We start from the raw sequence: 25862 nt of genomic DNA, 5'->3' as shown, positions 1-25862 counted from the left end.
GTCAGGACGGCGGCGCCGGGATGGGACGCGCGGCGAGCGCCGCCGCGGCGGCCACGAGGTTGGAGGCCATCGCCCGGCCGGTGCTCGCCGACCAGTCCCGGCCCTCGCCGGAGTCCAGGTAGCTCTCCCCGGGGCCGGGCCCCCGGTTCCAGTACGTCCACGCCTGGCCGGGGATCGTGTAGCCGAACTCGTTCAGCGCCCCGCTGATCTCGCTGATCACGTGGTGCGCCCCGTCCTCGTTCCCGGTGACGACCACCCCGGCGACCCGGTTGTAGGCGATCGGCCGTCCCGCGTCGTCCTTCTCCGACAGCATCGCGTCCATCCGCTCGATGACCCGCTGCGCGACCGACGACGGATGACCCGCCCAGGTCGGCGACGCGATCACCAGGATCTCCGACTCCACCAGCGACCGGTGGACGCCCGGCCACTGATCGCCGGAGCCGAGATCGGTCTCCACCCCCGGCGGGATGTCCAGGTCCACCGCGCGGATGCTCTCCACGGTGACGTCCCGGGCGCGCAGCTCGCCCTCGACCACGGCGGCGAGCGCCTCGGTGTTGGACTTCTCGGGCGAGCGCTTCAGCGTGCAGTTGATCACCACGGCGCGCATCCGGTGTCTCCTTCGCTTGTCGGCGGGCGGTCTCGGGCGGCCTACCCCGCCCACCGCCCCGAAACGTCGCGGGTCAGCGGCCCGCCAGCCGCGCCCGCGCCGCCTCGACGGCCGGGGGGACCGGCCGGCGGGCCAGGGCCAGCGCGGGCAGGACGCGGGCGGCGTCGGCGAGCCCCGCCCGCCCGTCCCGGGTGGTGAGGGCGGCGGCGGTGGCGCGGGCCACGGCGGGCAGCGGGCGCCGGAGCCACGCGGTGAGCAGCCGGTTGCGGGCCTCCCGGCGCCGTCTGGCCGCCGGGTCGCGGTTCGCCGTGGAGGGGTGGTGGTGGACGACGAGCTCGTCCACGTACGCCAGGCCCCAGCCCGCGGCGGCCAGGTCGAGCGCGAGGAGTTCCTCCTCGCCTCCGAAGTGCAGGACCGGCGAGAAGCCGCCGACGCCGAGGAAGGCGTCGCGGCGCACGATGGCCGAGCAGGCCAGGAACCCGAGGACGGCCGGCCCCGGCAGGCCGCCCGGCCGGCCGAGCGGCGCGCGCGCCATCTGCGCGGACACCGGCTCCAGCCGCTCGTCCTCGCCGACGAGCACGCGCGCGGCCAGCAGCGCCGCCCGCGGGTGCGAGCCGAGGAGCCGCACGGCCCGTTCCAGCGCGCCGGGCGCCCACCAGGAGTCGTCGTCGGCGAAGGCGACGTAGGGCGTCGCGGCGCGCTCGGCGCCGATGTTGCGGGCCGCCGCCCCGAGGTTGCGCGGCAGCCGCACCACCTCGGCGCCGGCGGCCTCGGCGACCTCCGGGGTGTCGTCGGCGGAGGCGTTGTCGGCGACGATCACCGGGGCGTGGTGCCGGCGGAGGCTGCGGCGCAGCTCGTCGGCGCGGTTCCGGGTCGCGACGACGACCGTGACATCGGCCATCGGGCCGCTCCTTCCGGGCGGGGGTCCGCCCTTGTGGCGGGCGTCCCGCCCGCGCGGTGGCACCGGCCGTCATCCGACATAGCGCCGGGCCTTGGAATGGCGCTGGGACGCCTCCAGCGTGCGGAGCCGCTCCTCGACGTCGCGGGGCAGCGTCCGGCGCTCGCGGGCGACCCACGGCAGCCCGGCCAGGGCCTCGGCGAGCGCCCCCGCGGTGACCCGGTCGCGGGGCAGCGTGCGCAGGAGCCCGGCCGTGCGGCGGGCCGCGGCGGGCAGCGGGCGGCGCAGCCAGGTGAACCACAGTGTGTTGCGGATTCCGTGCCGGCGCCTCAGGCTCGCTTCGCGCCGCGGTGACGGCTCGTGGTGCACGACCACGTCGTCGGCGTAGCAGAGGTGCCAGCCGAGCGCCATCAGGTCGGCGCTGAGGAGCTCCTCCTCGCCGCCGAGCCACAGCCGGGGACAGAACCCGCCGGCCTCGCGGAAGGCGGCGACCCGGACCATGGACGCCCCGGCCAGGAAGGAGCCGAGCGCCGGCCCGGGCAGCCACGGCGGGCCCGGGACGGGCGAGTGCCGCAGCTCGGTCACGATCGGGTCCTCGCGCCCGCCCGGCTCCACCAGGATCCGGGCGGTCACGACCGCGAGGCGCGGATGGGCGTCCAGGAGGTCCGCGGCGCGGGAGGGCGCCTCCGGCTCCCACCAGACGTCGTCGTCGCAGAAGGCCGTGTACGGGGTGCGGACGTGGTCCACCGCGGCGTTGCGCGCGACGGCGCCCAGGTTGCGTCGCGACCGGATCAGGCGGAACTCCGGGAAGAGGGCGGCGACGGCGTCGGCGCTGCCGTCCTCCGAGGCGTTGTCCACCACGATGACCGGAGGCCGTTCCGCGAGTGACCGCAGGCGCGCGAGCGCGGCCAGCAGCGCGCGCCTGCGGTTCCGGGTGATGACCACGACGGTGAAACGCATGGGCGGCCAGTACCCGAGCCGGGCGAGGAAATGTATGGCGACGGTCTAGATGTACCACCGCGCCTTGTTCGCCACGGTCTTTCCGAGAAGCGGTGTTTAGTGAGCCGGTTCTCGGCAATGGGAAATCACCTATAGGGGATTTGCTCTGGTTAGCACCCCTGGGCGGTGCCTACGACGACGGCATCTGCTCCCCATTTGATGCTGCGCCGAATCGGGGCCTTCGCATGCGTGTGCTCGGAATCAACGCGATTTTCCATGACCCGGCAGCCGCCCTCGTGGCGGACGGGGTCGTCGTCGCCGCGGCGGAGGAGGAACGTTTCAGCCGCCGCAAACACGGGAAACGCCCGGTGCCCTTCGCGGCCTGGGAACTGCCGGAAAGGGCAGCCCGATGGTGCCTGGAGGAGGCCGGGCTGGAACCCGGCGACCTCGACGCCGTCGCCTACTCCTATGACCCCCACCTCGTCGAGCCCGGCCTGGACGGGCACGACGAGCAGTGGGAGCGGCTGCGGACGCTGTACGCCCGGCGCGCGCCCGCGTTCCTGTCCACGGCGCTGCCCGGGCTGGACCCCGGTATCGTCGAGTACGTCCCGCACCACGTCGCGCACGCCGCGTCCGCGGGACTCGCGGCGCCGTCGCCGGGCGACGGGGACGTGCTCGTCCTAGACGGCCGCGGCGAGTCGCACTCGCATCTGGCCGGGACCTACGAGAACGGCGCCCTGACCGTCCTGCAGGCGCAGCGGCTCCCCCACTCCCTCGGCCTCATGTACGAGGACCTCACCGAGCACCTGGGATTCCTGCGCTCCAGCGACGAGTACAAGGTCATGGCGCTCGCCTCCTACGGGGAGCCGCGCTTCCTCGGCGAGCTGCGCGAGCACGTGGGCGCCACCGGCGACGGGGGCTTCGCGGTCAGGCCGGTCGACTGGGGCGCGCTCGCCAAGGCCCGCCCGCCGGACGGCGAATGGACCCGCGACCACGCCGACCTCGCCGCGAGCGTCCAGGCCCGGCTGGAGGAGGTGCTGCTCGACCTGGCCGCCTGGCTGCGCGGGCGGACGGGCTCACGGCGCCTGATGCTCGCCGGCGGCGTCGCGCTGAACTGCGTGGCCAACACCCGGCTCGCGGAGTCGGGTCCCTACGACGAGATCTGGGTGCAGCCGGCCGCGGGTGACGCGGGGACGGCGCTCGGCGCCGCCCTGCACCTCGCCCGGCAGCGGGGCGGGCCGCTCGCGGCGATGCCCGGCGCCGACCTCGGACGGGGGTGGGACGACCGGCGGATCGCCCGGTACCTGGACACCGCGAAGATCCCGTACGAGCGCCCGGACGACCTGGCCGCCACCGTCGCCGGGGCCCTCGCGCGCAACGAGATCGTCGCCTGGTTCCAGGGCCGCTCGGAGTACGGGCCGCGCGCGCTCGGCCACCGCTCGCTGCTCGCCCATCCCGGCCACGCCGGCAACGTGGAGCGGCTCAACGACGTCAAGGGCCGCGAGCAATTCCGCCCGATCGCGCCGATGGTCGCGCTGGAGCACGCGCCCGAGATCTTCGACGGGCCGATCCCGAGCCCGTACATGCTGTTCGTCCACCGCGTCCGCCCCGGATGGCGGGAACGGATACCCGCGGTCGTCCACGTGGACGGCACGGCGCGCGTCCAGACCGTCTCCCCCGCGGACGAGCCGCTCGTGGCGCGGCTCCTGGAGGAGTTCCGCGCGCTGACCGGCCTGCCGGTCCTCGTCAACACCAGCCTGAACACCGCGGGCCGTCCCATGGCCGACGACCCCCGCGACGCGCTGGAGTGCTTCGGGTCCGCGCCGGTCGACCTGCTGGCGATCGGGCCCTTCGTGGTGCGCCGCGGGGAGGTGCACCGATGAGCCACACCGTCGTCGTCCCGACGATCGGCAGGGACAGCCTGCGCGTGACGCTCGACGCCCTCCTCGCGTCCGCCGCCGGCGGGGAAGGCGCCCCGCACGAGATCATCGTCGTGGACGACCGTCCCGTGCCCGGCGCGCCGCTGCCACTGCCGCTGCCGCCGCCCGGCGGGCCGGGCATCCGGGTCCTGCGCTCCGGGGGACGGGGTCCCGCCGCCGCGCGGAACACCGGCTGGCGCGCCGCCGCGACCGAGTGGGTGGCCTTCCTCGACGACGACGTCGTCCCCGGCCCCGGCTGGTGCGCCCGGCTCGCCGACGACCTCGCCGGCCTGCCGCCCGGCGTCGCCGGGTCCAAGGGCCGCGTCAGGGTCCCGCCGCCGGACGGGCAGCGCCCCACCGACTGGGAGCGGGGCACCGCCGGTCTCGCGGACGCCGACTGGATCACCGCCGACATGGCCTACCGGCGCGGCGTCCTCGCCGGGACGGGCGGCTTCGACGAACGGTTCCGCCGGGCCTACCGCGAGGACGCCGACCTGGCGCTGCGCGTCCTGGACGCCGGCCACCGCCTCGTCCGCGGCACGCGGGAGATCACCCATCCGGTGCGGCCCGCGGGTCCGTGGGCCTCGGTCCGCGCCCAGGCCGGCAACGCCGACGACGTCCTGATGTGGCGCCTGCACGGCCGTTCCTGGCGCGCCCGCGCCGGTGAGGGCCCGGGCCTGCTGCGCCGCCACGCCGCCACCACGCTCGCGGGCCTCGCCGCCCTCGTCACCGTGCCCCCCGCCCTCGTCGCGGCCCGGAGGCGGCCGCCCCGGAGGGGCCGGGTGACAGGGATCGCCCTGGTCTCCGGGACGGTCTGGGCCGCGCTCACCGCGCGGTTCGCCGCGGAGCGGATCCGGCCGGGGCCGCGGACGGGCGCCGAGGTCGCGCTGATGCTGGTGACCAGCGCCGTGATCCCGCCCGTGGCGATCCGGCACCGGATCCGGGGGCTCCTCGCGCACCGGCGCGCGCGGCCGTGGGCCGGGCCCCGGGTGGTCCTCTTCGACCGCGACGACACCCTCATCCGCGACGTCCCGTACAACGGCGACCCCCGGCGGGTCGAGCCGATGCCGGGGGCGCGGCGGGCCCTGGACCGGCTGCGGCGCCACGGGGTCCGCATCGGCGTGGTGTCCAACCAGTCGGGCGTGGCCAAGGGCCGCATCACGGCGGGGGACGTGCGGCGCGTGAACGCGCGCGTGGAGGAGCTGCTCGGCCGCGTCGACGTGTGGGAGTTCTGCCCCCACGACGGCGACGACGGATGCGCGTGCCGCAAGCCGCTGCCGGGGATGATCGAGCGCGCGGCGCGGCGGCTGGGCGCGCGGCCGTCCGACTGCGCCGTCATCGGCGACATCGGCGGCGACGTCGAGGCCGCCGCCGCGGCGGGTGCTCGCGGCATCCTCGTGCCCACCGGGCGGACCCTGCCAGTGGAGATCGCGCGCGCGCCGGAGACGGCGCCGACGCTGGAAGCCGCCGTGGACCTGCTGCTCGGCGGAGGGAGGTCGCGGTGAGGGTGCTGGTGGCCAGGCAGGACAACATCGGCGACGTGCTGCTCGCCGGGCCCGCGGTGCGGGCGGTGGCCGCGCGCGCCGAGGAGGTCGTGCTGCTGTGCGGGCCGCGCGGCCGCGCCGCCGCCGACCTGCTCCCCGGCGTGGACGAGGTGATCGAGTGGCGCGCGCCGTGGATCGACCCGGAGCCCGACCCGGTCGACGTCCTGGACATCGAGCGGTTCACCGGGACGCTCGCGGGCTTCGACCGGGCGCTGATCCTCACCTCGTCGCACCAGTCGCCGCTGCCGCTGGCGCTGCTGCTGCGCCTGGCGGGGACGCCGTGGATCGGCGGCATCAGCGAGGACTACCCCGGCTCGCTGCTGGACCTGCGGCACCGTCCCGAGGGCGACGTGCCCGAGCCGCTGCGCATGCTCGCGCTCGCCGAGGACGCGGGGTTCCCCGCGTCGGCCGACACCCGGCTGCGGGTCCGTGAGCCGCTGCCCGACACCGACCACCTCACCGGCGGGCCCGGGTACGTGGTGGTGCATCCGGGGGCGTCCGTCCCGGCACGGGCGTGGCCGCCGGCGCACTGCGCCGACGCCGTGCGCGTCCTCGGCGCGGCCGGGCACCGTGTCGTCGTCACCGGCCACGGCGACGAGAAGGAGCTGACCGCGCTCGTCGCCGGGGAGGACGGGCTGGACCTCGGCGGCCGCACGACGCTGGCCGAGCTGGGGTCGGTGCTGCGGGGCGCGCGCGCCGTCGTCGCGGGCAACACCGGTCCCGCGCACCTGGCCGCCGCCGTCGGCACGCCCGTCGTGTCGCTGTTCGCGCCGACCGTCCCGGCCGCCCGGTGGGCGCCGTTCGGGGTCCCGCTGGCGCTGCTCGGCGACCAGCAGGCGCCCTGCAAGGACAGCCGGGCCCGCGAATGCCCGGTCGACGGGCACCCGTGCCTGGCGTCCGTCCGCGCCGAGGAGGTCGCCGCGGCCGTCGAGATCGTCGCGGCCGACGTCGGGCCCGGCGGGGAGGTGGTCGCATGAGGGTCCTGCTCTGGCACGTGCACGGCTCGTGGGCGACGTCGTTCGTGCACGGCCCGCACACCACGCTGGTGCCCGTCACGCCCGGCCGCGGCCCGGACGGCAGGGGGCGCCCCGACACCTTCGCCTGGCCCGGCCGCGCCGTCGAGGTGCCCTTCGACCGGCTCCGGGACGAGGAGGTGGACGTGGTCGTCCTGCAGCGGCCGCGCGAGCTGCGCCTCACCGAGGAGTGGCTCGGCCGGCGCCCGGGACGCGACGTCCCCGCCGTGTACGTCGAGCACGACACCCCCCGCCGGACGCCCGCGGACGCCGGATGGCCGGAGGAGATCGTCCCCGACAGCCGGCATTTCCTGCACGACCGCGCCGACATCCCCGTCGTGCACGTCACCCACTTCAACCAGCTGTTCTGGAACTGCGGGCGGGCGCCGACCACGGTCATCGAGCACGGCGTCGTGGACCCCGGCTACCGCTGCACCGGTGACATGCCCCGCGCCGGCGTCGTCATCAACGACCCCCTCCGCCGGGGCCGCGTCGCGGGCACCGACCTGCTCGCCGGGCTGGCCGCGGCCGTCCCCCTCGACCTGTTCGGGATGAACGTCGCCGACGTCCCCGGACGGCTCGGCATCGCGCCCGAGTCGCTGTGGACCTTCGAGGACCTGCCGCAGGCGAGGATGCACGAGGAGCTCGCCCGCCGCCGCGTCTACGTCCACCCCTACCGGTGGACCTCGCTCGGCCTCGCGCTCATCGAGGCCATGATGCTCGGCCTGCCGGTGGTGGCGCTGGCCACCACCGAGGCCGTCGAGGCGGTGCCGCCGGAGGCGGGGGTGCTGTCCACGCGCGCCGGCACCCTCGCCGACGCCGCGCGGTCGCTGACCGCCGACCCGCCGCGTGCCCGCCAGATGGGCAAGGAGGCGCGGGCCCACGCCGTCGACCGCTACGGGCTGCCCCGGTTCCTGCGCGATTGGCAGCGGACTCTCTGGGAGGTAACGCGATGAGGATTGCCATGGTCTCCGAGCACGCCAGCCCGCTGGCCGCCGCCGGCGGGCTCGGCGGGGCGGACGGCGGCGGGCAGAACGTGTTCGTCGCCGAGCTGGCCGCCGAGCTGGGCCGCCAAGGGCACGACGTCACCGTCTACACCCGCCGGGACGCCCCCGCCCTCCCCCGCCGCGTCCGCCTCGCGCCCGGGGTGACCGTCGAGCACGTCCCGGCGGGCCCGCCCGAGCGCATCGCCAAGGACGACCTGCTGCCCTGGATGCACGCGTTCGGCCTCTACCTGGAGCGGCGCTGGTCCGCCGATCCGCCCGACGTGGCGCACGCCCACTTCTGGATGAGCGGGCTCGCCGCCGTCCAGGCGTCCGGCCCGCCGGGCCCCCGGCATGTGCCGGTGGTGCAGACCTACCACGCGCTCGGCAGCGTCAAGCGCCGCCACCAGGGCGACGGCGACACCAGTCCCGCCTCCCGCGTCCGGCTGGAGCGGGCCCTCGGGCGCGGCGCCGACGCCGTCATCGCGACGTGCGCGGACGAGGTCGCCGAGCTCGCCGCGCTGGGCGTCCCGCGCGACCGCGTGTCGGTCGTCCCGTGCGGCGTCGACCTCGGCCTCTTCACACCCCGCCGGGGACGGGACGGCGCGGACGCGGGCCCGCTCGTGGTGCTGTCCCGCCTGGTCGAGCGCAAGGGCGTCGACACCGCCATCGAGGCGCTGGCGTACCTGCCGGGCGCCCGGCTGGCCGTCGCCGGAGGACCGCCGCGCGCGGACCTGGACGGCGACCCGGAGGTGCGCAGGCTGCGGCGGGTGGCGCGGGACGCGGGCGTCTCCGGCCGCGTGGAGTTCCTCGGGCGGGTCGGCCGCGACGAGGTCGCCCCGCTGCTGCGGTCGGCGAGCGCGGTCGTCACGCTGCCCTGGTACGAGCCGTTCGGGATGGTGCCGCTGGAGGCCATGGCCTGCGGCGTGCCCGTCGTGGCGAGCGGCGTCGGCGGTCATCTCGACACCGTCGTCCCGGGCGTCACCGGCGCGCACGTGCCGCCCCGCGATCCCGGGGCCGCCGCCGCGGCGATCCGGGAGCTGCTGGACGACCCGGTGAAGCGTGCCGCGATGGGCCGCGCGGGCCGCGACCGGGCGCGGGCCCGCTACTCGTGGGCGCGCGTGGCCGCCGGCACCGCCGGCGTCTACCGGCGGGCGGGCGCCCTGAGCGGGGTGGCGGCGTGACGGCGCCGGCGCGCAGCCCGGTCCTCACCGCGCAGGACGAGCGGCTGGAGGCGCTCGCGGAGGCCGCGCTGCGGTTCCGCGAGCACGTGCCGACGGTCGCCGCGTGGGGACGCCGGCTCGCCCGCGTCCTCGGCACCGGCGGGCGGCTGCTCGCCTGCGGCAACGGGGGCAGCGCCGCCGAGGCCCAGCATCTGACGGCCGAGCTGACCGGCAGGTTCGAGAGCGACCGGCGGCCGCTGTCGGCGATCCCGCTGCACGCCGACACCTCCGCGGTCACCGCCATCGGCAACGACTACGGCCCGGTGGACGTCTTCGCGCGGCAGGTGCAGGCGCACGGCCGCACCGGCGACGTGCTGCTCTGCCTGTCGACGAGCGGCCGCAGCCCCAACGTGATCGCGGCGGCGCACCGGGCGCGGCGCACGGGGATGGCCGCCTGGGCGCTGACCGGCCCGGGCCCGAACCCGCTCACCGGGTCCTGCGACGACGCCATCGCCGTGGACGCCGCGGCCACCGCGACCGTCCAGGAGATCCACCTCGCGGCGCTCCACCTGCTGTGCGGAGTGATCGACGAGGTCCTGGGGGTGGGGGGATGACCGCGCCGCTGGTCGTGGTGGGCGACGTCCTGCTCGACATCGACATCGTCGGCACCAGCAGCCGGCTCTGCCCGGACGCGCCGGTCCCGGTCGTCGAGCAGGCCGAGGAGCGCCCCCGCCCGGGCGGCGCGGGGCTGGCCGCGCTGCTGGCGGCGGCGTCCGGCCGCGAGGTGGTGCTCGTCACCGCGCTGGCCGACGACGAGCCCGGCCGGCGGCTGCGCGCGATGCTGGAGCGGCACGTGGAGGTCGCCGCGTTCCACCTGCACGGCGGGACGCCCTGCAAGCTGCGCATCCGCGCGGGAGAGCAGTCGGTGGCGCGCCTGGACACAGGGGAAGGGCAGGCCCTGGACGGGCCCGTCGGTCCGCGCGTCACCGACGCCGTGGCGGGGGCCGGCGCCGTGCTGGTCTCCGACTACGGGCGCGGCGTGACCCGGCACCGCGCCGTCCGGTCCCTGCTGGGCGACCTGCCCGGCCACGTCCCGGTCGTGTGGGACCCGCACCCGAAGGGGGAGCCGCCGGTGCCCGGCACGCGGCTGCTCACCCCGAACGAGGAGGAGGCCGCACGGCTCGCCGCGGCGGACGGCGCCGAGATCGGCGGATCCGGGCTGGCGGCGGCCGGGCGGCGCGGCCGGCATCTCGGCCGGCTGTGGGGCCTGGACGGCGTCGCGATCACCCTCGGCGCCGAGGGCGCCCTGCTGTGCGACGGGACGCGCACGCCCTTCCTCGCCCCGGCCGAACCCGCGCGGGGCGACGCGTGCGGGGCCGGCGACGGCTTCGCGGTCGGGGCGGTGGACGTGCTCGCCGACGGCGGACCGCTCACCGCGGCGGTCACCGAGGGCGTCCGGCGCGCCTCGGAGTTCGTCCGGGCGGGCGCGGCGTCGGCGCTCGCCACGCGGCTCACCGAGAACGGCACCGCCCGGCTCGTCCCCGAACGCGGGGAGGACGCCTTCGGCCTCGCCGAGCGCACCCGGCGCGCCGGCGGCACGGTCGTGGCGACCGGCGGCTGCTTCGACCTGCTGCACGCCGGGCACGTCAGCCTGCTGCGGCAGGCGCGGCGGCTCGGCGACTGCCTGATCGTCTGCGTGAACTCCGACGCCTCGGTGCGCCGCCGCAAGGGCCCGGACCGCCCGGTGACGCCCGCCGCCGACCGCGTCCGGGTGCTGGAGGCGCTCAGCGACGTGGACGCGGCGGTGGTCTTCGACGACGACACCCCGGCGCCGCTGCTGGAGCGGCTGCGGCCGCAGGTGTGGGTCAAGGGCGCCGACTACGCCGGGACCCCGCTGCCCGAGGCCGGCACGGTCCGGGCCAACGGCGGCGAGGTGGTCCTGCTGCCCCTGCTCGAAGGGCGCTCCACCTCACGCCTGCTGTCGACGACGAAGGGAACCGCATCATGAACGTCCTCATCACCGGTGGCGCCTCCGGGCTCGGCGCGGCCATCGCCCGCAGGGTCGCCGAGGACGGGGGACGTCCGCTCGTCCTGGACCTGCACCCGCCCAAGGACGACGTCGAGTACGTCCAGGCCGACCTCGCCGACCGCGGGTGCGCCGAGCGCGCCGTGCACGGGCTGGCCCGCTCCGGCGGGGGGCTGGACGCGGTCGTCACCGCCGCCGGGATCGACGCGTGCGGCGCCCTGGGGGACGTGCCCGCCGAGGACTGGGAGCGGGTCGTGCGGGTGAACCTGCTCGGCACCGCCGCCGTCGTGCGCGCCGCGCTGCCCTACCTGGAGGACGAGCCGCGCGGGCGGATCGTCACGGTCGCGTCCACGCTCGGGCTGCGGGCGCTCGGCGACGCCACCGCCTACTGCGCGTCCAAGTTCGGCGTCGTCGGCTTCACCCGGGCGCTCGCCGCCGAGCTGGCCGGGAGGGTCGGCGTGACGCTGATGGTCCCCGGCGGGATGGACACCGCCTTCTTCGACGACCGCACCGAGCAGTACAGGCCGGGCCCCGACGCCGAGCTCAACCGGCCCGCGGACGTCGCGGCGGCGGTCGCGTTCGCGCTCGCGCAGCCCGCGGGATGCGAGGTCCGCGAGATGGTCGTCTGCCCGTCGCGGGAGCCGTCGTGGCCGTGACCACCAGCGCGCCGCTGCCGACGACGGCGCGCCGCGTCGTGGTCCTGCGCGCCCTCGGCCTGGGCGACCTGCTGACCGCCGTGCCCGCGCTGCGGGCCGTGCGCCGCGGGATGCCCGGGGCCCGGCTGACGCTCGCCGCGCCCAAGGCATTGACGGCGCTGGCCCGCGCCACCGGCGCCGTCGACGCGGTCCTGCCCGCGGACGGCCTGGCCCCGCTGCCGCCCGCCGGGCCGGTGGACGTGGCGGTCAACCTGCACGGCCGGGGCCCGCGGAGCCACCGCGTCCTCGCGGCGCTGTCACCGGGCCGGCTGATGGCGTTCGCCTGCACCGCCGCCCCGCACGCCGACGGCCCCGACTGGGACCCCGACGAGCACGAGGTGGCGCGGTGGTGCCGGCTCGTCCGCGCGTACGGGTTCCACGCCGACCCCGGCGACCTGGACCTGGCGGCGCCCCGGGCCGCCTCCCCCGCGCCCGGCGCCGTGGTGGTCCACCCGGGGGCGGCCTTCCCCGCGCGGCGCTGGCCGGCCGAGCGGTTCGCGGCCGTCGCGGCCGCGCTGCGGGACGGCGGCGAACGCGTCGTCGTCACCGGCGGCCCCGGCGAGGCGGCCATCGCGCGCCGCGTCGTCGAGCTCGCCGGGCTGGACCCGGGCGCCGACCTGTCGGGCCGTACACCGCTGCCGCGGCTCGCCGCGCTCGTCGCCGGCGCCCGCCTCGTGGTGTGCGGCGACACCGGCCCCGCCCACCTGGCCACCGCGTTCCGGACGCCGTCGGTGCTGCTGTTCGGCCCGACGCCGCCCGGCCGCTGGGGGCCGCCCGACCGCGCCGAGCACCTGGTCCTGTGGGCCGGGCGGCGCGGCGACCCGCACGGCCGCGAACCGCATCCCGGCCTGCTGGAGATCACCGCCGGCCAGGCCGTCGAGGCGGCAGGCCGCGCGCTCGCCCACACCGTGAGGGGACCAGGATGAGACATCGACGCGCCGTGGTGACGGGAGGCTCGGGCTTCCTCGGGTCGCACCTGTGCGAGGCACTGCTCGCCCGGGGGATCTCGGTGGTGTGCCTGGACAATCTGCTGACCGGGACGTCGCGCAACATCGCGCACCTCACCGGGCGGCGGGACTTCCGGTTCGTCAGGCGCGACCTGACCGAACCCGTGCACGTGCCGGGCGAGGTCGGCTACGTGTTCCACCTCGCCTCGGCGGCGTCGCCGGCGGACTATCTGCGGCTTCCCATCCAGACCCTGGAGGTCGGCAGCCAGGGCACCCGCAACGCGCTGGAGCTGGCCGAGGAGAAGGGCGCCCGGTTCGTGCTGGCCTCCACCTCGGAGGTGTACGGCGACCCGCTCGTCCACCCGCAGCCGGAGACGTACTGGGGCAACGTGAACCCGGTGGGGCCGCGCAGCGTGTACGACGAGGCCAAGCGCTTCGGCGAGGCCCTGACCTCGGCGTTCCGGCATTCCCGGGGCCTCGACGCGGCGATCGTCCGGATCTTCAACACCTACGGGCCGAGGATGCGGCCCGACGACGGCCGCGCCATCCCGACGTTCCTGCGCCAGGCGCTGACGGGCGAGGACCTCACGGTGACGGGGGACGGCTCGCAGACGCGCTCGATCTGCCACGTCGACGACACCGTCCGCGGGATCGTGGCGCTCGCCATGTCCCGCCATCCGGGCCCGGTGAACATCGGCAGCCCGTACGAGCTCTCCATGGCCGATCTCGCGGAGCTGGTCGTCGAGCTGACCGGCTCACCGTCCCGGATCCGCTTCGTCGAGCGTCCCGAGGACGACCCGCGTGTCCGGCGTCCCGACACCACCCTGGCCCGCGAACTCCTCGGCTGGAGCCCGCGGATCACCGTCGAGGAGGGCCTGCGCGGCACGATCGACTGGTTCGAGCAGGAGCTGGTCGTCGCCGACCCCGCCTGAGACCGGCCCCGCCTGTGACCGGCCCCGTCTGGGACCGCCGGTTGGACTCGCCTGAGCCGGGTACGGCGACAGGACGCCGCACGACGCGCCTGACAGGGCACCGACGAGGGAGAGGAGACCGACATGCCGGGCCGCGAGGACATGCCCTCGACGCTCCGCCGCTCACCCGAGGACGCGCAGGACACCTGGGTCAAGGCCCACGACTCCGCGGTCGAGCAGTACGGCGAGGGCGAGCGGGCGCACCGCACCGCGTTCAGCGCCCTCAAGCACAGATTCGAGAAGATCGGCGACCGCTGGAAGCGCAAGGCGGGCGGGCGGAAGGGCCCCTCGGACGAGCAGGCCGCCAAGGACACGCCGCAGTCGCGCAGCAGGCCGTCCAAGACCGCCGAGGGCGTCGACGCCAACGCCACCAAGAAGCACCTGTACGAGATCGCGAAGCGGCTCGACGTCCAGGGCCGGTCCACCATGACCAAGGACGAACTGGTCAAGGCGATCCAGAAGGCCAACCGCCGCGCGACCGCAAAAGCCCGCGAGTAAGGCCGAAAACCCGTTTCTCACCGGAGGTACGACGCGGCACAGGCTGATCGGTTTACCGGAACGGCCACATGGGCAGAGTCACGGGGCGGCCCACTCGCGAGCCCGCTGCCATGTGCTCAGGACTGCGAGCCTGGGCCGCACCATGCTTTCCTGGTCGGCTTTCCTTTCCCGATCGGGTTTCCCGGTCCGCTTTCCCCCGCGGCCCCGCCGTCAGCCGGTGACCGCCGCCGCGACGGCCATCCCGCAATAGGCGGCGCCCAGCCCGGCCGCGATGCTCGCGACGGCGTTGGCCACCGCGTAGAAGCGCGCCCCGCCCTCGGCGAGGCGCAGCGTCTCGTAGCCGAACGTGGAGTAGGTGGTCAGCGCGCCGCAGAAGCCCGTCCCGGCGAGCGACATGACGCCGCCGTCCGCCGGGAGCGCGGCGAGGAACCCCAGCAACGCGGACCCCGCGACGTTGACGGTGAACGTCCCCCAGGGGAAGACCGAGTCGTGACGGGACTGCACCGCGCGGTCGGTCAGGTAGCGCAGCGGCGCGCCCAGCGCCGCGCCGAGCACGACCAGCAGCCCGGTCACGGACGTTCCCGGGGGCGCCGGAGGGCGAACCGCCGGGTCAGCCGCATCCCGGCGAACACGGCGAGCAGTGCGGCGGCGAGCGTCCCTGCCAGATAGGCGAGCGCCAGACCGGCGGCATCGTCCTCCACCGCCCGCTGGATGTCCACGACATAGGTGGAGAACGTGGTGAAACCTCCCAGGACGCCGACGCCGAGGAACGGGCGCACCAGCCGGTGCACGGGCCCGGCCTCGGTGACCAGCACCATCAGCACCCCGATCGCCAGGCACCCCGTGACGTTGATCCAGAAGACGGACCAGGGGAACTCCGCCGGCCGGTACGGGAAGGCGCTGGTCAGCCCCCAGCGGGCCAGCGCTCCGAGGACCCCGCCCGCCGACACCGCCGCGAGGATCGACCAGGGGGCGCGGCGCAGCTCGGAGCGCTGCGCCGGGACGCGCAGGTCGACATCGGGATCGACGGGGCCGTCGGCCGCCGCGTCGGGCATGGCTCACTCCTACCGGCGGGACACGCGTCCCGGCGCGGACCGCCGGCGGCCGTCACCGTGGTCTCCCCCGGACCGGGGGCGGCGGGCCCCGCCTCCGCCGCGTCCCTCACCCGAGGGACGCGGCGGACAGTCTACCGATCACCCGCGGGGTGGATCACCGGGGTCTCCGCAGGCGGGAGCGCCGGGGCGGCTCCCTCCGCCGCTCCCGGTGTGATCAATGATCCGGCGGGTAGAGGGACGTGGCCGGTCGCCGCGTACCGGCCCCAGCCGCGAAGGAGACGCCCCATGACGACGGCGCGGACGACCCGGCCGGCCCGGTTCGAGGACGGCGAGGCCGAGGAGCTGCTCGCGGAGATGAAGCTGCTCTCCGACGGTGACCCGCGGCGCGAGCGGCTGCGCACCCGGATCGTGGACCTGCACGTCCCGCTCGTGCGCGGGGTGGCGCGCCGCTACGCCGGCCGCGGCGAGCCGATCGACGACCTCCAGCAGGTCGCCTACCTGGGGCTGGTCAAGGCGATCAACCGCTTCGACCCCGGCGTCGGCGACCGGTTCGTCACCTACGCCTACCCGGTGGTGACCGGGGAGGTGAAGCGGCACTTCCGGGACAAGACGTGGGGGGTGCGGGTCTCGCGCCGCCTCCAGGAGCTGCGTCCCGTCCTCCAGCGCACGGCGCAGGACTTCACCCGCGAGCACGGCCGGTCGCCGACGACCGGGGAGGTCGCCGCCCTCATGGGCGTCACCGAGGAGGAGGCGGTGGAGGTGCTCATCGCGTGCGACGCCTACCGCCCGCTGTCGCTGGAGGCCCCGGCGGACGGCGCGCCGGACGGCGACCACGGCTCGGTCGGCGAGCACCTCGGCTCCGACGACCCGGCGCTGGACGCCTTCATCGACGGCCACGCCCTGCGCCCCCTGATCGCCGGTCTCCCCGAACGCGAGCGGCGGATCCTGCTGCTGCGGTTCTTCGGCAACAAGACGCAGACGCAGATCGCCGACGAGGTGGGGCTGTCCCAGATGCATGTGTCGCGGCTGCTGCGGGGCACGCTGGAGAAGCTCCGCGCCGGGATGCTCTCGGAGTGACCGGACGCCCCTTCCCCGGTCAGCGCCCGCCGGCCGGTCCGGGAAGCGGGCAGGACCCGCCGACCACGACGTCGTTCCCGCCGCCGAGGCAGCGGGCGAGCGCGTCCGTCTGCTGGGCGTAGTGGATTCCCTTCCGGACCGTGACGTGGCCGTTCCGGGCGACCTCGCAGGGATTGTTGAGCGTGCAGCGCCCGCCGTCGTCGTTGCCGGTGTTGTTGACGCCGACGACCCTGCCGGAACGGACGTCGACGACCGGCGAGCCGGACGTGCCGTGGACCGTCCGGCACTCGGGCGTGTAGCGGATGGAGTCCATCCAGGTCCACTGGTCCTCACGGAGCCGGTGGACGGTCGCGTCGATCTTGCAGCGGTAGACCCTCTTCCAGTAGCCGGACACGACGCGGATCTCGGTGCCGTCGTGCGGCCTGGAGGCGGACAGGCGCAGCGCGGCGGCGGCGAACCGCTTCCGGATGGCCGCGTAGGTGCTGTCCAGCCGGTAGACCGTGACGTCGGTGCCGGTCATGGTGGCGTACTCGACGCGCGTCGCCCGGAGCCTCCCCAGCGTCCTCGTCCCGGCCGGGTCGAGAAGCTCGAACGTCCGGCGGGACGGCCGGTCGACGACGACCTCGCCGGCCTTCGGCATGCCGCCCTCCAGGCAGTGGCCGTTGGTCAGCACCAGGGCGGCGTCGGTGTCGCGCGAGCGCGGCCCTCGCACGAGCGAGCCGGAGCAGTTGCTGAGCGCGACGATGCCGGTGAAGTCGCCCTTCACCGAGGCGCGCTCCGGCGGCGCGGGGACGGCGGACGGCGGCACGGCCCGGGCCGCACCGGCGCCGGCCGCGCCGAGCACGGCCGCGGCGGCGACGGCGAGCACGGCCCCTGTGGCTCGACTGGTCATGGAGATCCTCTCGGCGGGACGGCTGGACGCGCGGCCGGGACGGCCCGCCCCCCGCCGGATGCTAGATCACGTTCGGGCCGGCGTGACGGCAAGGACACGCCGCGTGTTCAGTCGATGTCGATCCATCCGTAGGTGCGTTCGACGGCTTTCTTCCATCCGGTGTAGGCGTGGTCGCGTTGGCGGGGGGTCCAGGTGGGTTCCCAGCGGTGGTCTTGGTGCCAGTGGGTGCGTAGTTCGTCGGTGTCGTGCCACAGGCCGGTGGCCAGGCCGGCGGCGTAGGCGGCGCCCAGGGCGGTGGTTTCGGTGATGGTGGGGCGTGAGACCGGGACGCCCAGGATGTCGGCTTGCAGTTGCATGCACAGGTGGTTGGTGGTGACGCCGCCGTCGACCTTGAGGACTTCCAGGGTGACGCCGGAGTCGTGGTGCATGGCCTCGACCACGTCGCGGGTCTGGTAGCAGATGGCCTCCAGGGTGGCGCGGGCCAGGTGCGCGGCGGTGGTGTGGCGCGACAGGCCGACGATGGCGCCGCGGGCGTCGGCGCGCCAGTAGGGGGCGAACAGGCCGGAGAAGGCGGGGACGAAGTAGATGCCGCCGTTGTCGCCGGCCTGGCGGGCCAGGGTTTCGCTGTGGGCGGCGTCGGTGATGAGGCCGAGCTGGTCGCGGAGCCATTGCACGGCCGATCCGGTGACGGCGATGGAGCCTTCCAGGGCGTAGACGGGGGGTTGCCCGGCCAGCTGGTAGCACACGGTGGTGAGCATCCCGGCGTGGGAGGTCACGGGCTGGTGGCCGGTGTTGAGCAGCAGGAAGTTGCCGGTGCCGTAGGTGTTTTTGGCCTCGCCGGGGGCGAAGCAGACCTGTCCGACGGTGGCGGCTTGCTGGTCGCCCAGGATCGCGGTGACCGGCACCCCGCCCCCGCCCCCGCCCCCGGCGGTGCCGCCCCCGGTGCCTGTGCTTGCGGTGGTGGGGTGGGCGAGGGGGGTGTCGGGGTGGGTGGGGCCGTAGCCGCCGGGCTGGGTGGAGGGGCCGATGGCCGGGAGCATGGTGGCCGGGAGGGTGAAGATGTCCAGCAGTTCGGGGTCCCAGGTGAGGGTGTGCAGGTCCATGAGCATGGTGCGGGAGGCGTTGGTGGGGTCGGTGAGGTGGACGCCGCCGTGGGGGCCGCCGGTGAGGTTCCATAGCAGCCAGGTGTCGATGGTGCCCATGAGGGCGTGGCCGTGCTGGGCGGCCTGGCGGGCGCCGGGGGTGTTGTCCAGGATCCATTGGGCTTTGGCGGCGGAGAAGTAGGTGGCGGGGGGCAGGCCGGTGCGGTCGCGGATCATCTGGCCGCGGCTGTCGTGTTGCAGGGCGGTGGTGATCTGGTCGGTGCGGGTGTCCTGCCAGACGATGGCGTTGTGCAGGGGGTGGCCGGTGCGGGGGTCCCAGACCACGGTGGTCTCGCGCTGGTTGGTGATGCCGATGGCCTGCAGGTCGGTGGTGGACAGCCCGGCGGTGGCCAGCGCGGTCTGGATGACGGTGCGGGTGTTCTCCCAGATTTCGGCGGGGTCGTGCTCGACCCACCCGGGGCGGGGCAGGATCTGCCGGTGTTCCAGCTGGTGCCGGGCCACCACCGCACCGGAGTGATCGAACACCATGAACCTGGTGCTGGTCGTCCCCTGATCCAGCGCACCAACGAAATCAGCCATGTCAGACCTTCCTTCCTTGCCGGACGGGACCGTCAGCGGACGTCGTATTCGGGCCGTGGCTCGCCGCCACCGGGCCCCTGGTCCTCCTCGGGGATGTTGCGCCCGATGAGCAGGAGGTACAGGCCCGCTCCGATGATCCCGCCGATCAGCGGGCCGCCTATCGGCACCCAGAAATAGAAGTCGCCGTTCTGGTCCCGCCATGCGTTCCCGTACCCGGTGATGAACTGGGCCGCGCGCGGGCCGAAGTCGCGCGCCGGGTTGATCGCGTAACCGGCGTCCGTCCCCCACGCCATCCCGATCGCCACCACCAGAAGTCCGATGACGAACGGGGTCATGTTGGCCAGCGGCGGGGAGTTGCGCAGATCGGTGAGGGCGAGCACGACGAACAGCAGGATCGCGGTGCCGATCACCTGGTCGCGGAACGCCCCCCACGTCCCCACCGGCAGCGTCCCGTTGCCCGGCAGGGTCGAGAACACCCCTTGCGACTTCAGGGTGTGGCCGGGGTCGAACTTGGCGAGCACCTCGCTGTAGTTCCACCGGACGATCAGCGCGGCGACGAACGCGCCCGCGGTCTGCGCGACCCAGAACGGCCCCACCTTGCGCCAGGGGAACCCCTTGAACACGGCGAGGGCCAACGTCACGGCCGGGTTGATGTGCCCGCCGCTGATCCGGGCCGAGACGTAGACGCCGAGCGTCACGCCGATGCCCCACGCCCAGGTGATGGCGTCGTGCCCGCCGAGGCTCTGCGGGTCGCCGAGGCCGCTGCCCGCGACGGCCTGGGCGACGACGCCGGCCCCGAAGAGGATGAGGATCAGCGTGCCGGCGAACTCGGCGGCCATCTCGCGGCCGAGCTCCGGCAGTCGGGGCCCATGCGCCATCGGTCCTCCCCGGGATGCGGCGTAGGCTCCGGATCATTCCCCTCCGTATGGGCGGTTACACGGTCAGTGATCGCGGAACGCCTCCTCCAGCCACCAGGCGGGCCGCCCCCGGGTGATCTTGGCGTCCACGATCATCGGCCGGTCGCGGGGTCCCGCCAGCCACTCCCCCACCGCCGCGAGGTCGTCCCGGCACCGGACGGTGGCGGCGGCGCAGCCGAACCCGCGGCCGATCGCGGCCACGTCGGCGGGCGGGAAGGTGACGGTGTCCAGCGGATGGCCGTGCGGGCCGAAGTGGTGCACCTCCGCCCCGTACGCCTCGTCGTCGTAGACGACCACCAGCAGGCCGAGCCCGAGCCGGGCGGCCGTCTCCAGCTCCGCGGCCGCCATGAGCGCGCCGCCGTCGCCGAGCGCGGCGACCGTCAGCCGGTCCGGCCGGGCGACGGCGGCGCCGATCGCGGTGGCGAGCCCGAGCCCGATCGACTGGAACGCCTGGGTGAGGACGAGGCCGTCGGCGTCGGGGACGTCCAGGAACATCGCCGGATAGCCCATGAAGTTGCCCGAGTCGACCGCGACGGTCCGCTCGCGCGGGAGCAGCCCGTCCAGTGCGATCGTCAGAGTCCGGGGATCGATGCGGGCGCCGTCGTCGCCCTCGCCGTCGGGATGCTCCTCGTAGGGGACGTCCTGCCAGCGTCCCTCGCGGGCGAGCCGCGCCGCGACCTCCTCCGTCCGGTATCCGGTGGCGCCGTGCCCGCGCGCCTCCAGCTCGGCGGAGACGGCGAGCGCGGTCTCGGTGACGTCGCCGATCAGGCCGAGGTCGACGGGCCGGTGCGCGCCGAGGGCCTGGGCGTCCACGTCCACCTGCACGACGGTGGTGTCCCGGCCGATGAGGGCGCCGTGCCGGGTGGTCCACGCGTTCAGCGCGCAACCCCACGCGACGATCAGGTCCGCGCCGCCGATCAGCTCCGCAGCGGCGGGCGTGGCGAACCCTCCGCTGACGTCCAGGGCGAAGGGGTCCCCGGCGAACAGGCCCCGCGCGACGGCCGAGGTCGCGGGCAGCGCGCCGACGCGTCCCGCCAGCCGGGCGAGGACCTCCCCCGCGCGCGAGAGCCGCGCGCCGCGCCCGGCGATGAACACCGGGCGCCCGGCGCCCTGGAGCGCGTCGGCGAGCCGGGCGATCGCACCCGCCGGCGGGACGGGCAGCGGCGGGACCCGCGCAGCCCGCGGGCGGTACCCGGCCGGATGGCCGTCGGCCCCCGCGGACGGGCGCTCGGGCGCCGCGGCGTCCGGGTGGGGGGCGCCCTGCACGTCCAGCGGCAGCCCGAGCAGCACGGTGCGGCGCTCGGCGACGGCGGTGCGGCAGGCGCGGGCGACGTCGGCCAGCGCGGTGCCGGGCGAGTGGATCCGCTCGGGGACGGCGCCGACGGCCGCCGCGAGGGCGGCCTGGTCGACGCGGAAGTTGGAGCGCACCTCGGCGGCGGCGACCTCGCCCGCCAGCACCAGCAGCGGCGTGCGGCTCTTGGCGGCCTCGGCGATGCCGGTGAGGGCGTTGGTGAGGCCGGGTCCCTGGTGCACCGACAGCACGCCGAGGCCGCCGGTGACCCGCGCGTACGCGTCGGCCATCGTCGCGGCGCCGCCCTCGTGGCGGGCCGCGACGTAGCGGGCGCCGTTCGCGACGAGCGCGTTCGTCACGTGGAAGTTGCCGCTGCCGACGACGCCGAAGACGGTCCCGGCGCCGAGCCGCGCGAGGGTCTCCCCCACCGCCTCCGCGACGATCATCGCTCGACCAGGGCGAGCACGCGGGCGGGGCTGCCGGAGCCGCCGACGATCGGCAGCGGCGAGGCGAGGAGCACCGCCCCGCGCGCCGGCAGCCTGGCGAGGTTCTGGAGCTGGGTGAGGCCGTACTTGCCCGCGCCGAGGAAGTAGGAGTGGCAGGGGAACGGCGGGTCGAACCCGTGCGCGGCGCCCGCGTCGGTGCCGACCGTCTCCGTGCCCAGGCCGATGAGCGGGGTCTCCTCGGCGAGCCAGCGGGCGCACTCGGCGGAGATCCCCGGCGTGTGGGGGCCGGTCTCGTCGGCGTTGAGGAAGGACTCCTGGTCGCCGGACCGCGCGTCCCAGCCCGTCCGGTAGAGGAGCCAGCCGCCGTCGGGGAGCGCCCCGTGCTCGCGCTCCCAGTCCCGGACGTGGTCGATCTCCAGCAGGAAGTCGGGGTCGGCGGCGGCCCGCGCGGACGCGTCCAGCACCACGGCGGGGGCGACGAGGCGGCCGGGCGGCACCTGGGAGACGTCCTCCCGGTCGCGCCCGGTGGCCCAGTGCACGGGCGCGTCGAAGTGGGTGCCGACGTGCTCGCCGGTGACGATGTCGTTCCAGTACCAGGCGGGGCCCCGGTCGTCGTACCGGCTGATCTCGCGCAGCGAGAACGGCACGGTGTTGGCGAACGGCTCCGGGAGGCGCAGGATCGGGGTCCGCTCCGACAGCGGGGCGGTCAGGTCGACGACCTCGACCGATCCCCCGGCGACGGCGGCGAGCAGCTGGGCGAGCACGGACATGGTTCCTCCGGCGACACGGGCGGCTGAGGGTACGCGCGAGTGCCCAAGAACGTATCGCACACGGCCCTTCCCGGAGGGTGGCCCGGCATGCCCCGGCGGGCGCCCGGCGATCGCGGCGGGCGCGCGCCGCTTTCGCGCCGTGCCGGGGAGGATCCAGAGGTCAGTACGGGTTAGGGTTGCCTAATAGTGTCCGATCTCTGGAGGGTTGCATGGCGATCGAACCGGCGCGCAGGAAGCCGAGACTCCACCGGGGGAGAGTGCTGCGCACGGAGCGTCTCACGCCGCACATGATCAGGGTGGTCCTCGGAGGCGGGGAACTGGCCGGGTTCGGCGCGGGCGAATTCACCGACCACTACGTGAAGCTGCTGTTCCCGCAGCCGGGTGTCACCTACCCCGAGCCGTTCGACATGGAGCGGGTCCGCGCGGAGATGCCGCGTGAGCAGTGGCCGAGCATGCGGACCTACACCGTCCGCTCCTGGGACGCCGAGGCCGTCGAGCTCGTGATCGACTTCGTCTACCACGGGGACGAGGGGCTCGCGGGCCCGTGGGCGGCGAACGTGCGGCCCGGCGAGGAGATCTACTTCAGCGGGCCCGGCGGCGGCTACGCGCCGCGCGCCGACGCCGGCTGGCATCTGCTCGCCGGTGACGAGAGCGCGCTGCCGGCCATCGCCGCGTCACTGGAGCGGATCCCCGACGGCGCCCCGGCGCGGGTGTTCATCGAGGTCTCCGGGCCGGACGAGGAGCAGGAGCTCGCGGCGCCGGGCAGCGCCGAGGTCGTGTGGCTGCACCGCGATGGCGGGAGGGTCGGCGACCTGCTGGTCGAGGCCGTCCAGAAGCTGGAGTTCCCCGGGGAGAACGTGCACGCGTTCGTGCACGGCGAGGCCGGCTTCGTCAAGGCGCTGCGGCGGTACCTGCGCGTCGACCGGGGGCTGCCGCTGGAGCGGCTGTCGATCTCCGGCTACTGGCGGATGGGCCGCGACGAGGACGGCTGGCAGTCGTCCAAGCGCGAGTGGAACCGGCAGGTGGAGGAGGAAGAGGCCGAGGCGCTCGCCTGACGGGCCGGCGGCGGGCGGCGGGTCAGGCGAGGGCCTCCTCGGTCCCGTCCGGGTCGCCGTCGCCGGTGAAGCCGGGCAGCCACCGCTCGGCCTCCGCGCGGAACGGGCCCTCGGCCTCCAGCTGGCACAGGACGCCGCCGCAGCCCGACAGCGCGCGGCTGACGGCCAGGTACTGCGGCGGCAGCCGGAACTGGCGCGCGAGCGCGCCCGGGCGCATGTCGGAGGCGAGGCCGAGCCCGCGCGCGGTCTGCTCGCGCAGCCACTCGCGGGAGTAGCGGAACCGCTCGGTGGCGAACGGCGCGGCGTGCGGGGCGACGAACGCGGCGACCTGCCCGGGGTCGACGTCGCCGTCCGGGGCGAGGAAGCCCTCCTCGCGCAGGGCCGCGACGATCGCCTCGGGGTCGCCGAGCGTCCCGATGCGCAGCAGCCGGCCGATCGACCACTGCAACGCGGCGGGGACGCGGGCGGCGCCGCCGAAGTCCATGACGCCGAGGCGGCCGTCGTCCAGCATGCGGAAGTTCCCCGGGTGCGGATCGATGTGGATCATCTCGCAGCGGGACGGCCCGGACAGCAGGAAGCGGAACAGCAGCAGCCCGGCGCGGTCGCGGAGCCCCTGGTCGTCCCCGGCGATCACCTCGGCGAGCGGGGTGCCTTCCAGCCACTCGGTGACCAGGACGTCGCCGGACTGGGCGACGACGGCCGGGACGAGGAAGTCGGGGTCGCCGGCGTAGGCGTCGTGGAAGGCGGTCTGCGCGCGGGCCTCGTCGAGGTAGTCCAGCTCCTTCTCCAGCCGCCGCTTGAGGTCGGCGACCACGGGCTTGACCTCGACGCCGGGGAACAGCGGCGTGAACAGGCGGCTCAGCCGGGAGATCTGGTTGAAGTCGCTCATGAGGGCCTGGGCGGCGCCGGGGTACTGCACCTTCACCGCGACGGCGCGTCCGTCGTGCCAGACGGCCCGGTGCACCTGGCCGATGGACGCGGCGGCGGCGGGCCGGTCGTCGAACTCGGCGAACGAGGCGCGCCAATCGGGCCCGAGCCCCTCGGCGAGGACGCGGTGGGCGGTGGCGGCGGGCATCGGCGGCGCGGCCTCCTGGAGCCGGGTCAGGCTCGCGCGGAACGGTCCCGCGATCTCCTCGGGCAGCCCCGCCTCGAAGATCGACAGCAGCTGCCCGACCTTCATCGCGCCGCCCTTGAGCTCGCCGAGCACCGCGAACAGCTGCTCGGCGGTGCGGCGCTGCACCTCCAGCGCGACGGCCTCGGCGGGCCGTCCGATGGTGCGCTTGCCGAGGCCGAGGGCGGTGCGGCCCGCGAACCCGAGCGGCAGCGTGGCGAGCTTGGCGGTCCGCGTCACCGCGCGGCGGGGGATGTCACTCACGGCCGGGCGCCCCTCGTTCGACGATGCGTCCAATGATCTCCAGCCTCTCATGGCAGGCAAACGCCATAAAGCGGTCATCGTTTGACACAAGTCTTCAGCGTCGGGACGGGCGCCGGGATTCCCCCGCCACGTCCGGGGCCCTGCTCGGGGCCGGTGCAGGGCGGGGTTCCGGCCTCGGAACGGCCACGCGTCCCTGGGTGGCCTCGGCGGACGCCCACCGTGATCGAAAGACTACCTAGTGTGATCAAAGGGTAGCTAGGGGATGTGACAGAGAAACAGGGGGGTGCCGGACGCAAGGGCCGGCTTCTGATCATCGGCGGCGCGGAGGACCGGACCTGCGGGTCCGGGGCGCTGGAGACCTTCGTCGAGCTGGCCGGCGGCGAGGACGCGCGGGTCGTGGTGGTGACCACCGCCACCGAGGTGCCCGAGGAGGTCGCCGACGAGTACACCGCCGTGTTCGGGCGGCTCGGCGTGTCCTCCGTCCGGGAGCTGCGGCTGCTCGGCCGCGCCGCCGCCGACGACGCCGCGACCCTGCGCGCCCTCGACGCGGCCACCGGCGTGCTGTTCAGCGGCGGCGACCAGTCGCGGATCCGGACGCTGGTGGGGTCGCGGACCAACGAGCTGCTCAAGCGGCGGCTCGACCAGGAGGGCCTCGTCATCGCCGGGACCAGCGCCGGCGCCACCGCCATGGGCCACTGGATGATCCTCGGCGGCCACGGCCACGAGGTCGCCGCCTCCAGCGTGAAGGTCGGCCCGGGCCTCGCGCTGCTCGACAACGTGCTGATCGACATGCACTTCAACGAGCGCGGCCGGCTCCCGCGGCTGATGAGCGGGATAGCGCTGGACACGCGGCTGCTCGGTGTCGGGATCGACGAGGACACCGCGATCGTGGTGGGCGACGGCCAGTTCGGCGTGGTCGGCACCGGCGTCGTCACGGTCGTGGACGCCGGCCAGTCCACCGTCGCCTACGCCGCCTCGGACCACGAGCCGATGGCGATGTTCGATGTGTCGCTGCACCTGCTGCCCGCCGGCTGCTCGTTCCAGATGAACGACAGGCTGCCGGCCCTCGGCACCATGCGCGGCCCGGAGGAGGGATAGC

At 75.5% G+C, this 25862-nt stretch carries 25 protein-coding genes; 14 read left to right on the top strand and 11 right to left on the bottom strand.

The window, feature by feature from the left end; translation table 11 throughout:
• Position 1: 1 nt before the first annotated feature.
• The 3 genes from AGRA3207_RS00230 to AGRA3207_RS00220 form a co-directional block, all read right to left on the bottom strand.
• Complete coding sequence (locus AGRA3207_RS00230) at positions 2-607, bottom strand: flavodoxin family protein (RefSeq protein WP_231332507.1); 606 nt, start codon at positions 605-607, stop codon at positions 2-4.
• Between the two features lie 73 nt (positions 608-680).
• Positions 681-1508 carry a glycosyltransferase family 2 protein gene (locus tag AGRA3207_RS00225; protein ID WP_231332506.1) on the bottom strand — a complete coding sequence of 276 codons (828 nt, stop codon included), beginning with the start codon at positions 1506-1508 and terminating at the stop codon, positions 681-683.
• 69 nt (positions 1509-1577) lie between these two features.
• Positions 1578-2465 (bottom strand): glycosyltransferase family 2 protein, encoded by an 888-nt coding sequence (locus tag AGRA3207_RS00220; protein WP_231332505.1) that lies wholly within the window; start codon positions 2463-2465, stop codon positions 1578-1580.
• 224 nt (positions 2466-2689) lie between these two features.
• On the opposite strand from AGRA3207_RS00220, the gene AGRA3207_RS00215 reads away from it, so the two are divergent.
• From AGRA3207_RS00215 to AGRA3207_RS00165, 11 genes are all read left to right on the top strand, one after another.
• Positions 2690-4327, top strand: a complete 1638-nt coding sequence (locus tag AGRA3207_RS00215; RefSeq protein ID WP_231332504.1) for a carbamoyltransferase family protein — start codon at positions 2690-2692, stop codon at positions 4325-4327.
• Positions 4324-5868 (top strand): HAD-IIIA family hydrolase, encoded by a 1545-nt coding sequence (locus AGRA3207_RS00210; protein WP_231332503.1) that lies wholly within the window; start codon positions 4324-4326, stop codon positions 5866-5868. The genes AGRA3207_RS00215 and AGRA3207_RS00210 overlap by 4 nt, the downstream gene beginning before the upstream one ends.
• Positions 5865-6884, top strand: coding sequence for a glycosyltransferase family 9 protein (locus tag AGRA3207_RS00205; protein ID WP_231332502.1), 1020 nt, complete (start codon positions 5865-5867; stop codon positions 6882-6884). Before AGRA3207_RS00210 ends, AGRA3207_RS00205 begins: the two co-directional genes overlap by 4 nt.
• A complete protein-coding gene (locus AGRA3207_RS00200; protein ID WP_231332501.1) occupies positions 6881-7876 on the top strand; it encodes a glycosyltransferase in 996 nt (331 codons plus the stop codon). Before AGRA3207_RS00205 ends, AGRA3207_RS00200 begins: the two co-directional genes overlap by 4 nt.
• On the top strand, positions 7873-9087 hold the full coding sequence (locus AGRA3207_RS00195; RefSeq protein ID WP_231332500.1) for a glycosyltransferase: 1215 nt from the start codon (positions 7873-7875) through the stop codon (positions 9085-9087). Before AGRA3207_RS00200 ends, AGRA3207_RS00195 begins: the two co-directional genes overlap by 4 nt.
• 44 nt (positions 9088-9131) lie before the next feature.
• On the top strand, positions 9132-9680 hold the full coding sequence (locus AGRA3207_RS00190) for a D-sedoheptulose-7-phosphate isomerase (protein ID WP_420830935.1): 549 nt from the start codon (positions 9132-9134) through the stop codon (positions 9678-9680).
• Complete coding sequence (locus AGRA3207_RS00185) at positions 9677-11074, top strand: PfkB family carbohydrate kinase (RefSeq protein ID WP_231332499.1); 1398 nt, start codon at positions 9677-9679, stop codon at positions 11072-11074. Before AGRA3207_RS00190 ends, AGRA3207_RS00185 begins: the two co-directional genes overlap by 4 nt.
• Positions 11071-11748: an SDR family NAD(P)-dependent oxidoreductase gene (locus AGRA3207_RS00180; protein ID WP_231332498.1), complete on the top strand. Its 678-nt coding sequence runs from the start codon at positions 11071-11073 to the stop codon at positions 11746-11748. Before AGRA3207_RS00185 ends, AGRA3207_RS00180 begins: the two co-directional genes overlap by 4 nt.
• Positions 11739-12713, top strand: coding sequence for a glycosyltransferase family 9 protein (locus AGRA3207_RS00175; protein ID WP_231332497.1), 975 nt, complete (start codon positions 11739-11741; stop codon positions 12711-12713). The genes AGRA3207_RS00180 and AGRA3207_RS00175 overlap by 10 nt, the downstream gene beginning before the upstream one ends.
• A complete protein-coding gene (locus tag AGRA3207_RS00170; RefSeq protein WP_231332496.1) occupies positions 12710-13666 on the top strand; it encodes an NAD-dependent epimerase/dehydratase family protein in 957 nt (318 codons plus the stop codon). Before AGRA3207_RS00175 ends, AGRA3207_RS00170 begins: the two co-directional genes overlap by 4 nt.
• 123 nt (positions 13667-13789) lie before the next feature.
• Positions 13790-14203: a ChaB family protein gene (locus AGRA3207_RS00165; RefSeq protein WP_231332495.1), complete on the top strand. Its 414-nt coding sequence runs from the start codon at positions 13790-13792 to the stop codon at positions 14201-14203.
• A gap of 210 nt (positions 14204-14413) precedes the next feature.
• On the opposite strand, the gene AGRA3207_RS00160 is transcribed toward AGRA3207_RS00165, so the two are convergent.
• On the bottom strand, positions 14414-14776 hold the full coding sequence (locus tag AGRA3207_RS00160; protein ID WP_231332494.1) for a fluoride efflux transporter FluC: 363 nt from the start codon (positions 14774-14776) through the stop codon (positions 14414-14416).
• A complete protein-coding gene (locus AGRA3207_RS00155) occupies positions 14773-15258 on the bottom strand; it encodes a fluoride efflux transporter FluC (RefSeq protein ID WP_231332493.1) in 486 nt (161 codons plus the stop codon). The genes AGRA3207_RS00160 and AGRA3207_RS00155 overlap by 4 nt, the downstream gene beginning before the upstream one ends.
• Positions 15259-15543: 285 nt before the next feature.
• Between AGRA3207_RS00155 and AGRA3207_RS00150 the strand changes: the two genes are divergently transcribed.
• Positions 15544-16335, top strand: coding sequence for a SigB/SigF/SigG family RNA polymerase sigma factor (locus AGRA3207_RS00150; protein ID WP_231332492.1), 792 nt, complete (start codon positions 15544-15546; stop codon positions 16333-16335).
• A gap of 19 nt (positions 16336-16354) precedes the next feature.
• On the opposite strand, the gene AGRA3207_RS00145 is transcribed toward AGRA3207_RS00150, so the two are convergent.
• From AGRA3207_RS00145 to AGRA3207_RS00125, 5 genes are all read right to left on the bottom strand, one after another.
• Entirely contained in the window at positions 16355-17227 is an 873-nt protein-coding gene (locus AGRA3207_RS00145; protein ID WP_231332491.1) for a S1 family peptidase, read from the bottom strand.
• Between the two features lie 107 nt (positions 17228-17334).
• Positions 17335-18909: a glycerol kinase GlpK gene (gene glpK / locus AGRA3207_RS00140; protein WP_231332490.1), complete on the bottom strand. Its 1575-nt coding sequence runs from the start codon at positions 18907-18909 to the stop codon at positions 17335-17337.
• Positions 18910-18941: 32 nt separating this feature from the next.
• Positions 18942-19787 carry an MIP/aquaporin family protein gene (locus tag AGRA3207_RS00135; RefSeq protein WP_231332489.1) on the bottom strand — a complete coding sequence of 282 codons (846 nt, stop codon included), beginning with the start codon at positions 19785-19787 and terminating at the stop codon, positions 18942-18944.
• 63 nt (positions 19788-19850) lie between these two features.
• Positions 19851-21563, bottom strand: coding sequence for a thiamine pyrophosphate-binding protein (locus tag AGRA3207_RS00130; protein WP_231332488.1), 1713 nt, complete (start codon positions 21561-21563; stop codon positions 19851-19853).
• Entirely contained in the window at positions 21560-22333 is a 774-nt protein-coding gene (locus AGRA3207_RS00125) for a cyclase family protein (RefSeq protein ID WP_231332487.1), read from the bottom strand. The genes AGRA3207_RS00130 and AGRA3207_RS00125 overlap by 4 nt, the downstream gene beginning before the upstream one ends.
• Before the next feature lie 209 nt (positions 22334-22542).
• On the opposite strand from AGRA3207_RS00125, the gene AGRA3207_RS00120 reads away from it, so the two are divergent.
• Entirely contained in the window at positions 22543-23388 is an 846-nt protein-coding gene (locus AGRA3207_RS00120; protein WP_231332486.1) for a siderophore-interacting protein, read from the top strand.
• A gap of 22 nt (positions 23389-23410) precedes the next feature.
• Here the strand turns inward: AGRA3207_RS00120 and AGRA3207_RS00115 are convergent, their stop codons facing one another.
• A complete protein-coding gene (locus AGRA3207_RS00115) occupies positions 23411-24763 on the bottom strand; it encodes an ABC1 kinase family protein (RefSeq protein WP_231332485.1) in 1353 nt (450 codons plus the stop codon).
• A 264-nt stretch (positions 24764-25027) separates the two neighbouring features.
• Between AGRA3207_RS00115 and AGRA3207_RS00110 the strand changes: the two genes are divergently transcribed.
• Positions 25028-25861, top strand: a complete 834-nt coding sequence (locus tag AGRA3207_RS00110) for a cyanophycinase (RefSeq protein WP_231332484.1) — start codon at positions 25028-25030, stop codon at positions 25859-25861.
• Position 25862: the final 1 nt, after the last annotated feature.

The sequence above is a fragment of the Actinomadura graeca genome, assembly GCF_019175365.1.
GTDB classification, from domain to species: Bacteria; Actinomycetota; Actinomycetes; order Streptosporangiales; family Streptosporangiaceae; genus Spirillospora; species Spirillospora graeca.
The sequence above is the reverse complement of the archived record's forward strand: the minus strand, read 5'-3'. Positions and strand labels throughout refer to the sequence as shown.